Here is a 13,234-nt window from a genome sequence, read left to right as displayed (position 1 = left end):
TTAAATTCTTATACCATGAAAAAGCTACTTGTTCTATTATCCTTCTTATTCACAATCAACGCAGGCAACGCCCAAGAAAACAAAAAGGAGTATCTACAGAAAGTACTCAATAACCTCGAAAAGGTAGAGTCAGCAAGCTACACGAGTTTTAATGAATCCTGGCAACCTGGTGATACAGTTCCAATATTCACTTATTCTCGTTATATCAATGAATATAACAATCCGAAAGATAGTACCATTGGAGCAAGTTATGCATCTTTCGAAACGAAGGACATGGATAAAATGGACTTCTGCTATAATGGAAACAAAAGAGTATTGATATATGATGATGACAAAGCAATTGTAGAAGACGACTTTACCGCCCGACCACTCCCTTTCAGATTAGTGGAGCCACCATTTTATAATTATACAAAAAACATTATTAAATATGCTCTGCAAACGAAGGATAATATAACTGTTGACTTACAGGATAAAGGTGACGATTACTTTTTCAGATTGGTTATTGAAGAGGATACACAAGTGGAATTCTTCGGTAAAGCCTATCACATGCCGGAGACACCTTTTTACACCGAACCCACTTCAATCTATGAAATATGGATACATAAATCGAACAACCTACCTTATAAAGCACGGAGGGAGATGTCGCACAGTATATCCGCTAAAACTATCACAACCGTAGAATTCAACCGGTTATCCATCCAAGATTTCAATATGTCTGATTATTATCCAAAAGAATATACTATTGAACCATATCGCTATGGTAACCAGAAGCCTAATTCAATACCCGACCTTACAGGTCAACTAGCGCCGGAATGGACTTTAAATGACTCCAATGGCAATCCGGTATCACTTGCCAACTTAAAAAGCAAAGTGTTGCTAATCAACTTTACCGGAATAGGCTGTGGTGCCTGTCAGGCTGCCGTTCCCTTCCTGAAAGAATTGAAAGGCAAATTCAGTAATGAAGATTTCGACCTTATAGCAATAGAAGGCTGGAGCCGAAAAGAACATTCCATTCAAGTTTATGCAAATAATAAAAAACTCAATTACACTATTCTGAATGCAAACGACCAAGTAATCAAAGACTATCAAACAGGGAATGCTGCTCCCTTCTTCTTCATACTGGACGAACATCACATTATCAGAAAAGTTATCAGAGGTTATGGCAACGAAAGAACAGACAAAGAAATTATGGACGCTATAACGGAATTATTATAGAAACATGCCCCAATAAAAAAACAGTAGATTGAGCCACTAATTCTCAGTCTACTGTTTTCTTTATTAATCGCAAAAGATACTCTTATTTCTGCATCTTCACCACTTCCGTCGGTGCCATTTCCACATTCCGTTTATCTACCTGGCGAACCATGCTTGCCGCTAATTGCAGGAAAGCACGCCCTGTCACAGTATTCTCATCAAGCGCCACCGGTGTACCTTTGTCGCCACTTTCGCAGATGCTTTGTACAATAGGAATTTGTCCCAGCAAAGGTACATTCATTTCCTCCGCCAGCTTCTTGGCACCTTCTTTACCGAAAATATAGTATTTATTTTCCGGCAGTTCGGCAGGCGTAAACCAAGCCATATTCTCTACCAAACCGAGAATAGGGACATTTACCTTTTCATTGACAAACATATTGATACCTTTACGAGCATCGGCCAATGCTACGGCTTGCGGAGTACTGACTACGATGACCCCTGTCAAGGCAAGCGTCTGAACCACTGTCAGGTGGATATCGCTTGTACCGGGAGGCAGGTCGATAAGGAAATAATCGAGGTCGCCCCAATTCGCATCCGCTATCAGTTGCTTCAAGGCATTACTTGCCATACCGCCACGCCACAGAGTTGCTTGGTCAGGGTCTACAAAAAAACCGATAGAGAGCAGTTTAATGCCATATTTCTCAACAGGTATAATCAAATCACGACCACCTATATTCTCTGCATAGGGGCGTGCATCTTCCACCTGGAACATCTTCGGCATAGACGGACCGAAAATATCAGCATCGAGCAGCCCAACCTTGTAACCCAGCTTTGCCAAAGACACCGCAAGATTGGCAGATACCGTCGATTTACCCACACCTCCTTTTCCGGAAGAAATTCCAATAATATTCTTCACTTGCGGCAGCAACTTGCCCGGTTCGGGACGTGCAGCCTGCTTACTCTCCGTAGCGATGGAAACTTCAATGTCCTTAGACACATACGTGTGAATAGCCGCTTCTGCCGCCTTTACCACAGATTTCATGAAAGGATCGGTCGGTTTCTCGAATATCAGAGAGAAACTAACCTTCATCCCGTCAATACGTAAATTATCGGCAACCATCTCCGCCTCTACGAGGTTCTTTCCTGTGCCGGGATATCGCACTGTTGCCAGTGCATCTAAAATCAGTTTAGGATAAAGTGTCATTATTAAAATTGTTATTTTGAAGTTTGCAGTCCACTCCGCTTGCTGCGGTTATAACTGCGATACTCATCTAACTCTATTTCCACATCGGGTTCATGCAGTTCGCCCTCTTCAGGCAGATGAAACTTGATATACTTGATGTTCAGCCCGCGATCCAACCACTGTTGTTCATAATAAGTCTTAATACTGAGAATATCATCAGCCATGCCAGAGTGATACAGGTCTTCTGTCATTACATCTACCGGAAGGTGATTCTCCTCAATCATGTAGCGGGTATAAGTGAACATAAAATTACTATCTGTCTTGAGATGGATGATACCATCCGGTTTCAGAAATTTGCGATAACGCTCCATAAAATAAGTGGAGGTCAGACGCTTGGTTGCTTTCTTCATCTGCGGGTCAGAGAAGGTCAGCCATATTTCACTTACCTCATTCTCCGCAAAGAAACGGTCGATAATTTCGATGTTCGTACGCAGAAAAGCAACATTCTTCATGCCAGCCTGCATCGACTCCGTGGCACCAGACCACATACGGGCACCTTTAATGTCAACTCCGATAAAGTTCTTTTCGGGAAATAGCTTTCCCAGACCTACGGTATACTCACCACGTCCGCAACCTAATTCCAAAACAATGGGACGGTCATTCCCAAAGAATGACTCGTTCCATTGTCCTTTCATCTCAAAGGGCACGTTATCTACTGCTGAATAAGGATATTCGAACACATGCGGATAACTTGCCATATCGGCAAACTTCGCTAACTTACCTTTACTCATGCGTTATTCCACAATGGTTACCCAGCCGTGCGTGTCAGGTTCGTCGCCATATTGGATACCACGCAGCTTGTTGTACAACTTTGTGCAGATAGGTCCCGGTTTACCATCTTTGGCTATCACATAAGAATGTCCATTTTCAGGGTCATCAATGCGTTCAATCGGACTGATAACGGCAGCTGTTCCGCAAGCACCGGCTTCCTCAAAAGTCGTAAGTTCTTCTTCGGCAACCGGACGGCGTTCCACCTTCATACCCATGTCTTCGGCCAACTGCATCAAACTCTTGTTTGTGATGGAAGGCAGGATGGAGGAAGACAGAGGAGTGATATACGTATTATCTTTAATTCCGAAGAAGTTGGCAGCACCACATTCGTCGATATATTTCTTTTCTTTTGCATCCAGATAGAACTCTGCGGAATAACCAGCCGCATGAGCTTCATGACTGGCACGCAAACTGGCAGCATAGTTACCACCAATCTTATAAATACCCGTTCCGAGCGGAGCAGCACGGTCATACTTACGTGTGATAACATAAGGAGTAGCAGCAAAACCACCCTTGAAGTACGGGCCTACCGGAGTTACAAATATCAGGAACATATATTCATTAGACGGACGTACACCAACCTGTGCACCTGTCCCAATCAGTAACGGACGGATATAAAGGGATGCACCGCTTTCGTAAGGCGGAATGAAACGTTCGTTCATCTTCACTGCTTTCAGCACAGCTTCCTTGAAACGTTCTGTCGGCAATTCAGCCATCATAATACCGCGACAGGTGGATTGCAAACGAGCTGCATTCTCTTCCAAACGGAAGATGCGCACCTTACCATCTTTTCCACGGAAAGCTTTCAAGCCCTCGAACGCTTCCTGACCATAGTGCAGACAAGTAGCTGCCATATGCAGATTGACCTGTTCGCTACTGCTGATTTCAAGTTCTCCCCACGCACCTTCGCGGAAATTAATTCTCACATTATAATCTGTCTTCATGTATCCGAATGACAGATTAGCCCAATCTATTTCTTTCATATCTCAAAGTATTAGTAATCTCATTACGTACATTCTGCAACAAATTTACTCTTTATTCTTCACATTCTCGCTTCTCCGACAGTAATTTTTCAATTTCCTTATCGGCTTTGGTCAATTTATCGCTGCAAAACGCAATAATCTCATTCGCTTCCTTTATTTTTTCGGCAAGCGCATCAATTTCCAACTCATTATTGTCTATTTGACGGACAATCTTCTCCAAGCGCTCCATGGCTTGGGAATAAGTTTCTTTTTTCTTCGGAGTAGGCATAAGAGTATTTATGATTTATGATTTATAGTTGAAGTTACTTCTCCCCGATAGAAGCGGGTGAGTATTTCATCATTCTCATTCAGGAAAGCAGCATCTTTCACAACTTTCCCATCTTTCAAGGTGATACTGTAACCACGGGCAAGCATCTTTTCAGGAGAGGCATCAGTCAGGCGTTGCTTCAACAGTTCCAGACGATGACGCTGATGCGAAAGAGAAGACGTAACTGCCTGAGAAATATCTCTTCGGGCAGTCAACAGGGTTAGCTTGGCATCAGAGATGCGGCGAACAACGGCAGAGGGAATACGATTTCTATATAAATTCAGTTTCCGGTGTTCTTCCGTCAGGCGGGAAAGGACGCTTTCGTGCAAGCGACTGACAAGAACTTCCAGCCCGTCGGCAGCAAGGTCCATGCAATCAATAAGATATTCGGCAGCGGCTGTCGGGGTTTTCACACGGGTATGCGCCACAGAATCGAGTACCGTATCATCTCTTTCATGTCCTATTCCGGTGATAATAGGCAATGGAAATTGTGCACAAGCAGCAGCAAGCAGATAAGTGTCGAAGCCGGAAAGATCGGAAGTAGCTCCACCTCCACGAATGATGACTACAGCATCAAAATCATTCTGACGATTTAATATAATATCCAAAGCTGCCAATACAGACTCTTCTACACGATCGCCTTGCATCAAAGCAGGAAATAGCTCCGTATAGAAGAAAAAGCCACGGGGATTATTCTGCAACTGGTGGCAGAAATCGCCATAGCCGGCAGCCGTAGGGGAAGAAATTACGGCAATACGTTGCGGCAAATCGGGCATCTCCAACTCTTTATTCAAGGTAAGTACACCTTCTTCTTCCAACTGTTTCAAAATCTCCCGGCGACGGCGTGCCATATCCCCCAAAGTATAGGTAGGGTCAATATCCTGCACCGTAAGGCTATAGCCGTAAAGCTCATGGAAACTGACAGAAACCTGCACCAGCACCTTGATGCCGGAAACAAAAGCCTGTCCTGTAGTCTCTTCAAAGTAAGGTTTCAACAAACGATATACATTCGCCCAAATTGTTCCCCTCGCTTTGGCTACCAGGCTGTTGCTGCGGGAATCTTTTTGAATGAATTCCAGATAGCAATGTCCGGTGCTGTTAGTACGCACGTCGCTCAACTCAGCCTGCACCCAATACTCACCGGGCAGACATTGTTCGAGGCTGCGACGCACCAAGGCATTAAGTTCTAAGAGAGATAAAGTTTCCATTATTTTCGATTATGAATCTTATTTCGCCACTGATTCGTCTTAATTCTTTGACTTATAATCATTATACGCCTTCCACATATCAGGCACTCCATATCCGTAAATATTATCCGGGAAAGCCGCACGGTCACCAGCCCGGCGCACAAGTTCCACCAGTTCTTTTGCCGTCAGCTTCGGGCAAGCCTGCCACAAACAAGCCACCATGCCACACATGATGGGAGAAGAGAAAGAAGTTCCATTTGCCCGTCCCTGATTTCCATCCGTACGGATGACATCAGATCCGGCGCCAACGGCCACAACATCTGGTTTCACACGGCCATCAGCCGTGTTACCGATAGAAGAGAAGGGAGCCAGCACAGCCTTCTTATCAATAGCACCCACTGTCAGTACATTGTCAGCATCTCCCGGAGGGGTTATCTTCTTCCAGGAACCCATACCCGAATTTCCGGCACTGCACACCAATACCATTCCCTTATCTGCAATAAGCGAAGCCTGACGTGACATCAGCGCATGATGCCCGTCCAAGTCACGGTATTTATAATTTTTCGATTTATCATCAAACGCATAGTACCCTAAGGAGGTATTCAACACATCCACTCCCACGCTATCGGCAAATTCAACGGCAGCGGCCCAATAATCCTGTTCTACCAGATGCTCGGAATATTCATCTTCACTACGGAGCAACCAGAAGGAAGCTTCGGGAGCCGTACCTGTCATAATACCAGGCTGGTTCGTACCAATGCAGGAAAGTACCGACAAGCCATGACTGCTCTCAGCAAAGATGTCAGCTTGAGGATTCACAAAATCTTTCGTACCGAGAATACGGATATTCTGCATAGCAGTAATCTTATCTACATTATGGAAGCCGGCATCAATAACCGCAATCGTCATACCCTGCCCTTTGAATCCGGCTTCGTGGAGCTTATCGCCGTTGCTCAACTGAATCTGAGTAATGGCACGTCCGTAAATGCTATCCGGATGTATTGTCGGCTGATTGATTACAGAATCCCGTTCCGTCGCCATCGACGGTTTGTCGGCACCGGGAAAAATCCAGACCTTTTCTGTGGAAAGAACAAAAGGCAGCGCTTCAATTCGGTCAATCAGAGTTGTATCGTTGCAAGATACCGTTACAAAATTATTCCATTTTCCGGTCACTACGATAGTAACTCCTTGCTTGCGGATTTCATCTATATATTTACGGCAAACCGGAAGGTCGGTAGAGTCAATGGGAAGATTCTGTTTCTTGCGGCGTTCGATTGCTTTTTCAGACAGGAACTTCTCCGGCTGTTTCAGCGAATACTCTGTGGCGGCCTTGTCTTTCAGACTGATGCGATACTTCAATGTATCTTGCTGTGCCGATACCCCTGTTGCAAACAAGACAACAACTAAAAGGGAAAACAATTTTCTCATGCTATTATTTAATTACTTATTTATTTTCTGAAATAACCAGCCCGATGCCGCGTTGTGAAGCAATGAAAGAGCCTCCCACTACCCGCCTTCCAATATAGAATACGGCTGACTGACCGGGTGCTATTGCTGATGCTTCGGACAAGAAATGTACAAATAGCCGTCCGTCTTCCAACCTTTTCACCGTGCAGGGAATCGGCTTGCTACGATAACGGATACGTACCGCCAAGTCTGGAGCCGAAAAGAATTCCTGTTCATCGATGATGTTATCCTGTTCGGTCAGCATATATTCAGTCTGTAGTTGTTCGGCATCTCCCAGCATCACTGTATTTTTCTGCGGATTTATCTTCAACACATAAGCCGGTTTGCCTAAAGCTATTTCCAGGCCTTTCCGCTGTCCGATGGTATAATAAGGAAAACCTTTATGTTCGCCCAACTTCACCCCTTCGGAATTGACAAACCATCCGGGACCGATTTCACGGTCTATTTCAGGAGAATGTTCGCGCAGGAAGTCCCGATAATCACCCTTGATGAAACATACCTCCATGCTCTCCCCTTCTTCTGCCTTCAACTGATAACCTTTCTCGCGCAAATACTCCCGTACTTGCAACTTAGTATAGGTGCCCAGCGGAAAAAGGCAACGTCTCAGCACATCCTGCCCCAGTCGCCAGAGAAAATAAGACTGGTCTTTCTTATCGTCATCTCCGGCCACTATATATATATTCCCGTTCTTTTCTTCCAGACGGCTATAATGCCCGGTAGAGATAAATGCGCAATCCAGTTTATCCGCCCATTCAGTGAGTATGCGGAATTTAAACGTAGGATTACACATCACGCACGGATTAGGTGTCCGCCCCTGACAATATTCATCAATAAAGTTCTGCACAATTACTTTGCGAAAAGCCTCACGTTCATCGGCCACATAGTGTTCGATGCCCATGCTATCGGCAAGCTGCCGCGCCTCCACCGGTTCATCTCCCCACACCCACATGGTTAGTCCGACTATCTCATACCCCTGTTCTTTCAACATCAGACAAGTGGCAGTACTGTCAATACCGCCGCTCATACCCACCAATACTCGCTTCTCAGGTCTGTTCATTTTTAGAATATTCATTCAATTAGCTTACAAAAATAAATGATTTCGGGGAGAAGAAATAGAAAAGGCATACCTTTTTCACATGACTTCACATCATTCTCTTTTGTTTCCCCCTATCATTCCTTATCTTTGCAGTTACTAAAAACTTACGAGTTGTACAACTGGAGCAGCCTAAGTTGTACGACTGGAGCTGTACGAGTTGTACAACTCGTAAGTTCCCCGTAGTAACCAAAAACAAGAATAGTAGTAAGTTCACAACTTAATAGTAGTAATATGTCAATTCCATACTTAGTAAGACAGAAAACAAACCTGCTGAATAAGGCAAAAAGCGGACTATGGTATGCCGTCATCCGTAAGTTTCAACGCCGTGGCGGAGTAAACGAAAAAGAACTGGGAGAACTGGTAGCCATGCGCGGAGGTTTCAACCGCGGAATGGTGGAGGGAGTGCTGACCGCCGTCAGCGAAGTTATAGAAACGGAACTCAGCAAAGGACAATCGGTCACCATACGGGGATTCGGTACCTTTCAGACTGCCTTGACCAGCAAAGGATTCGAGCATCCGGGCCAGGTGACTCCCGGAGAAGTCAGTGTATCGAAGGTCTATTTCATGGCAGACCGCAATCTGCTCAGACGCCTCAAGAAGGTAGACTGCTATCGCATACCCTTAAGCTATTACCTCCCCAAAGAACTACTGACACCTGAAATTCTGGAAGAAGAAAAAGGATTGAAAGAGGAAGGAATTATATAAGATATATAAATTGACTTTAAACAAAAAGAGTTTGCCATAAGCGTTAATAACTTATGGCAAACTAAAGATTACATCGGCACAATAGTCACTCCCCACTGATACTCTTGGTTAGCAGGAATAAGATATTGTGAATCGGGGATAGCTCCCCAACTGTCATACCCGCCTACTCCCATTTGTTTCATATCAATGCAGACTTCCACAAAATTTTCAGGCGTTATATCATTGATATGAGTCTGGCGCGGTCTCACATTTTTAGCAGCTATAGTGTCATGTTTCAATTCTTCTTCATTGCGGTTGAGCCATTGATAATCTCGCAGAATAGCCTCTTCACCGTCAAAGTCCTCTATTGAATTGCGCAATGCGGTAAAGCCCATAGTATGGTCAGCATAAATTGTCAGCCCTTTACCATTCTTTTTTTTCAGAGTAAGCCAGCGGGTATCGGTACGGTGCCCATTCTCCTGTGGCCGTACATACGGAAAATACATCTGCTCGGCAGTATTTTGGAATAAATCTACAGTTACCCCAGCATTGCGATCTATGTAATTCTCTTCCGGACCACGCCCGAAATAGGTAATTAAGTTCATATCCACGGGCAGACGAAAACGCATTCCAATACGTGGTACCACAAGTTCCGTTCTTCTTTTCTGAATATCCTCACTACCCAAAGTAAAAGGATCTATTTCTATCCTTGCATCTCCTGTCCGATTGGTTTTCTGTTCCACAGGGGTAAAAGTATAACTAGCCTTTATTACACCGGAAGGATGGATACGATAAGTGACAATATATCTGTTCCCAGCAGGTAATAAATAGTCAACAGCTAGTACGGCATCTTTACCATCCATTTTTACATTCGCATCTGCAACCTTGAAGTCTTTGCTGGCCTGTTTCCACGTTTGTAACCGTTTAGGCGACTGACTTCCATAATCATTATCATTGGGCGCACGCCAAAAGTTGGGTTGAAATCCAAAATTATCCGTGAAATATTCAGTGCCGTTCATTTTATAGGAAGTAACCAGTCCTTCTTTCTTGCTAAATACAAAATAGACTTTTGACGATGCTACTTTCAGCAACTCGTCTTCTACACTGCAACTTAACGCCGGTCCATCAACTTTGTAAATACGCGCCAATGGCTCTATTGGCAAACGAATTTGTTCTTTAGCTATTTCATAACCTACAGGAATTAAAGCTTCCTGCTGAGTAGTCGTCACACTAAATTCCACAAAATATTCGGTTCCCGCTTTTGGTTTCAATCCGCTCACATTCACGTTCAGTTGTTTACTATCCTGAGGTGCAATATCCAAACATACTTTGCCACTACGAATCGTTTTAGCATTTTCTTTCACCTTATAATGAATCATGTATTTCTTCAGATTCGTAAAATAAAAACGATTCTTGACGATGAATTCACCACGAACCAGATCTATAGCCTCAAAGGCTATATTCTGATGCACATATTTCACTTCACTATAAGCTGGATGAGGAGTGCGGTCAGGGTTGACAATGCCATTACAACAAAAGTTACCATCGCTCGGCATGTTTTTCCCAAAATCTCCTCCATAAGCCCAGAATGAACGTCCATTTTCATCTTGTGTTAGAATCCCCTGGTCCACCCAATCCCAGATATATCCACCTTGCAGATTGGGATACTTATAAATAGCTTTCCACTGATCCCAAAGACTACCGGTAGAATTACCCATAGCATGTGCATATTCGGATGGCACTACCGGACGGTCACTTCCATTCTTTCCGATGTTTTCCAACCAGCCTGCACTTGGATATTGCGGGACGTACAGGTCTGAGTTCCACTCCCACTGAGCACGTTCATAATTCACCGGACGATTCATAATATCCTTGTCCGCCTGCTTCATCCACAAATAGGTCTGATAAAAATTATAGCCGTTCCCGCCTTCATTCCCCAATGACCAGAACGTTAAAGAAGGATAGTTCTTATTACGTTCGAACATATTAATCGTACGATACATGTGAGGTTTCAACCATTCGGGATTATTCCCCAATGTACCACCTTTTCGTAAATCATAGCGCATGCCGTGACTTTCGATATTGGCTTCGTCATAAACATAAAAACCATATTCATCACACAATTCGTAAAAACGCCGGTCTTGTGGATAATGGCACAAACGGACTGTATTGATATTGGCACGCCTCATCAATTCAAGATCTTTACGCATCAACTCCTCGGTAAGATAATGCCCGGTTTCCGGATCATGCTCATGAATATTCACACCTTTCAATTTCAACGGTTGTCCATTAATTAACAAAACCGTGTAATTTTTTCCACTAGCAGACTTTTGTTCTATTTCCTTGATTTCAATACGACGGAACCCCACATTAAATGGCACCACCTCGCTTATTTTACCATTCTCCCTGACAGTCATCATCAACTTATACAGATTCGGAGCTTCCGAAGTCCAAGTTTCCACATCCGGCAATTGCCGTTCAAAAGTTGCCGTGACCATCCCTTTCGATTTCATGGACACATTCTTCTCTCCGGTAGCAACCACTCTGCCCGAGCAGTCAATCAATTCATATCCAATAGCCAGATTGGCATTAGTGTCCTTATGGTTCTTTAAATCAAGAGCCAAACGAAAAACACCATTCCTGTAACTGTCATCTAAAGTAGAAGTTATACGAAAATCTTTTATGGAAGCTTTTGGCTGCGAATAAAGAAACACATCACGTTCAATTCCGCTCATACGCCAAAAGTCCTGACACTCCAGATAAGAGCCGGTACTCCAACGAAATATTTTCAGTACAAGTGTATTTTCACCTGATTTCAGATATCTATTAATCAGATATTCCGCTGGATTCTTAGAGTCCTCGCTATACCCAACTTCATGCCCGTTTATATATACATAGCATCCTGACTTGGCACCTGCAATATGCAAATAAACGTCACGCCCTTCCCAATCGGTTGGTAAAGTGAACTCCTTACGATAAACACCCACCGGATTTTCTTCCGGCAATTGAGGAGGCTGCGGATTACTCGATTGAAACTCATAGCACTGATTGGTATAGATGGCGGTCCCATACCCTTGTAGCTCCCAGTTTCCAGGAACCTTGATACTCTTCCATCCGACCACAGCAGCCGTAGTATCCACAACATCAGCCGGAAGTTCCTTGTAGGAATCTACATAATAGAATTTCCAAATACCATTCAAGAGTTTATAATACGGGCTTTCTTCATACCGCCCGGTCATAGCCTGCGCACGGTTGGCATACGTCATAAAAGAAGTTCGGGGATTTTGCGTATTTACAGAAGTCGTCTGAATATCTTTCCAATAAGGCAGATGCGAATACTTGAATGAACGCGAAGGCACTCTTCCGCGTCCTTTCACAAGAATAGAATCTCGAGTAATCTCTACTGTGGAGTATGCATTTTGCGTTTCCGTCTCTATCATGCCTTCCTGGGTAATCATCGGGATTCCTTTGTAATATCCAAATGCCCCGGCATGATGATGTCCTGAAAATACAGCTTTTACACATGGATATTTCGAAATCGTATTCAAAATCTCTATATTGTTTAAAGCCGTAAATTCACCCTGCGGATAAAGCGGATGATGTGTAAAAATCAGCACATTGTTATGATTTCTTTCACATTTTCCCAACAAGTCATCCAGCCATTTCATCTGCTTTCTGCTGATTCCTCCATTCCACCTGTAGGCTTGTTTTCCTTCGGTTTGTTTTATTTGCTCCAACATCTCAGCCAATTCCTGTTCTTTTTCAGTTCCCGTTACATTAGCATAAGCTGACACTTCATTAGTGTTCAACATGATGAAAACCCAATTTTGCTTCTTGAACGAGTAATATTCGGAAGGCATACTCAACTGTCGATAGAGAACAGAATTATCTGTCACTTCTTTATAATCATGATTACCCGTAATATGATAAATCTTGTTATTAAGATGAGCGAGAGAGGACATTATCATTTTTAAATCACTGTTCTTCCTGTCAATAATATCCCCCAGATTAATAGTAAACTGGACATTCTGCTGATTGAAATAATTGATGCAAGTATCCAGTTTCTGCAATGCCTGCCTATAAAATCGTGCATTTTCCGAGGGGCAGTCTGCATACTGTGTATCGGCAAACAGCCCAAATTTAAGGATAGGAGAAATATCCTGCGCTAATGCACTGCCTCCCAGAAAGAACAAGCATATAAATAGTCTGATAAACATTTTCATGGTAATTTATTTTATAGTTATAAACAAAACGAAGAATCTGTATACATAAACTTGAATGCTTACAGATTCTTCTACTTGT

General features: G+C 43.5%; 10 protein-coding genes. 2 read left to right on the top strand and 8 right to left on the bottom strand.

Annotated features, from left to right (window positions below; genetic code table 11):
- Positions 1–15 precede the first annotated feature (15 nt).
- Positions 16–1,215 (top strand): peroxiredoxin family protein, encoded by a 1,200-nt coding sequence (locus tag HMPREF9447_RS14160; RefSeq protein WP_009130410.1) that lies wholly within the window; start codon positions 16–18, stop codon positions 1,213–1,215.
- 82 nt (positions 1,216–1,297) lie between these two features.
- Here HMPREF9447_RS14160 and HMPREF9447_RS14155 read toward each other — a convergent pair whose 3' ends face one another.
- Genes HMPREF9447_RS14155 through mnmA form a run of 7 tightly spaced genes read right to left on the bottom strand, consistent with a single transcriptional unit; the run spans position 1,298 to position 8,224 of the window.
- Positions 1,298–2,398 carry an Mrp/NBP35 family ATP-binding protein gene (locus tag HMPREF9447_RS14155; RefSeq protein ID WP_009130409.1) on the bottom strand — a complete coding sequence of 367 codons (1,101 nt, stop codon included), beginning with the start codon at positions 2,396–2,398 and terminating at the stop codon, positions 1,298–1,300.
- A gap of 11 nt (positions 2,399–2,409) precedes the next feature.
- Positions 2,410–3,168, bottom strand: a complete 759-nt coding sequence (gene trmB, locus HMPREF9447_RS14150) for a tRNA (guanosine(46)-N7)-methyltransferase TrmB (RefSeq protein ID WP_009130408.1) — start codon at positions 3,166–3,168, stop codon at positions 2,410–2,412.
- A 3-nt stretch (positions 3,169–3,171) separates the two neighbouring features.
- The gene (locus HMPREF9447_RS14145) at positions 3,172–4,191 is read right to left on the bottom strand and encodes a branched-chain amino acid aminotransferase (RefSeq protein ID WP_009130407.1); all 1,020 of its coding nucleotides are present in this window, start codon (positions 4,189–4,191) and stop codon (positions 3,172–3,174) included.
- Positions 4,192–4,243: 52 nt separating this feature from the next.
- Complete coding sequence (xseB, locus tag HMPREF9447_RS14140) at positions 4,244–4,459, bottom strand: exodeoxyribonuclease VII small subunit (RefSeq protein WP_009130406.1); 216 nt, start codon at positions 4,457–4,459, stop codon at positions 4,244–4,246.
- 8 nt (positions 4,460–4,467) lie between these two features.
- Positions 4,468–5,706, bottom strand: coding sequence for an exodeoxyribonuclease VII large subunit (gene xseA / locus HMPREF9447_RS14135; protein WP_009130405.1), 1,239 nt, complete (start codon positions 5,704–5,706; stop codon positions 4,468–4,470).
- Positions 5,707–5,745: 39 nt separating this feature from the next.
- Positions 5,746–7,113: a S8 family peptidase gene (locus HMPREF9447_RS14130; protein ID WP_009130404.1), complete on the bottom strand. Its 1,368-nt coding sequence runs from the start codon at positions 7,111–7,113 to the stop codon at positions 5,746–5,748.
- Between the two features lie 16 nt (positions 7,114–7,129).
- Positions 7,130–8,224 carry a tRNA 2-thiouridine(34) synthase MnmA gene (mnmA, locus tag HMPREF9447_RS14125; protein ID WP_009130403.1) on the bottom strand — a complete coding sequence of 365 codons (1,095 nt, stop codon included), beginning with the start codon at positions 8,222–8,224 and terminating at the stop codon, positions 7,130–7,132.
- Positions 8,225–8,479: 255 nt separating this feature from the next.
- Between mnmA and HMPREF9447_RS14120 the strand changes: the two genes are divergently transcribed.
- The gene (locus HMPREF9447_RS14120) at positions 8,480–8,953 is read left to right on the top strand and encodes an HU family DNA-binding protein (protein WP_009130402.1); all 474 of its coding nucleotides are present in this window, start codon (positions 8,480–8,482) and stop codon (positions 8,951–8,953) included.
- Positions 8,954–9,021: 68 nt separating this feature from the next.
- Here the strand turns inward: HMPREF9447_RS14120 and HMPREF9447_RS14115 are convergent, their stop codons facing one another.
- Positions 9,022–13,149 (bottom strand): glycoside hydrolase family 2 TIM barrel-domain containing protein, encoded by a 4,128-nt coding sequence (locus HMPREF9447_RS14115; protein WP_009130401.1) that lies wholly within the window; start codon positions 13,147–13,149, stop codon positions 9,022–9,024.
- Positions 13,150–13,234 lie beyond the last annotated feature (85 nt).

This window comes from Bacteroides oleiciplenus YIT 12058, from assembly GCF_000315485.1.
GTDB lineage: Bacteria > Bacteroidota > Bacteroidia > Bacteroidales > Bacteroidaceae > Bacteroides > Bacteroides oleiciplenus.
The sequence above is the reverse complement of the archived record's forward strand: the minus strand, read 5'-3'. Positions and strand labels throughout refer to the sequence as shown.

What these genes read in the sequence shown, in the direction of transcription:
- HMPREF9447_RS14160 (WP_009130410.1), top strand. Translation starts at nt 16, where the DNA reads ATGAAAAAGCTACTTGTTCTATTATCCTTCTTATTCACAATCAACGCA.
- HMPREF9447_RS14155 (WP_009130409.1), bottom strand. Translation starts at nt 2,398, where the DNA reads ATGACACTTTATCCTAAACTGATTTTAGATGCACTGGCAACAGTGCGA.
- trmB (WP_009130408.1), bottom strand. Translation starts at nt 3,168, where the DNA reads ATGAGTAAAGGTAAGTTAGCGAAGTTTGCCGATATGGCAAGTTATCCG.
- HMPREF9447_RS14145 (WP_009130407.1), bottom strand. Translation starts at nt 4,191, where the DNA reads ATGAAAGAAATAGATTGGGCTAATCTGTCATTCGGATACATGAAGACA.
- xseB (WP_009130406.1), bottom strand. Translation starts at nt 4,459, where the DNA reads ATGCCTACTCCGAAGAAAAAAGAAACTTATTCCCAAGCCATGGAGCGC.
- xseA (WP_009130405.1), bottom strand. Translation starts at nt 5,706, where the DNA reads ATGGAAACTTTATCTCTCTTAGAACTTAATGCCTTGGTGCGTCGCAGC.
- HMPREF9447_RS14130 (WP_009130404.1), bottom strand. Translation starts at nt 7,113, where the DNA reads ATGAGAAAATTGTTTTCCCTTTTAGTTGTTGTCTTGTTTGCAACAGGG.
- mnmA (WP_009130403.1), bottom strand. Translation starts at nt 8,224, where the DNA reads ATGAATATTCTAAAAATGAACAGACCTGAGAAGCGAGTATTGGTGGGT.
- HMPREF9447_RS14120 (WP_009130402.1), top strand. Translation starts at nt 8,480, where the DNA reads ATGTCAATTCCATACTTAGTAAGACAGAAAACAAACCTGCTGAATAAG.
- HMPREF9447_RS14115 (WP_009130401.1), bottom strand. Translation starts at nt 13,149, where the DNA reads ATGTTTATCAGACTATTTATATGCTTGTTCTTTCTGGGAGGCAGTGCA.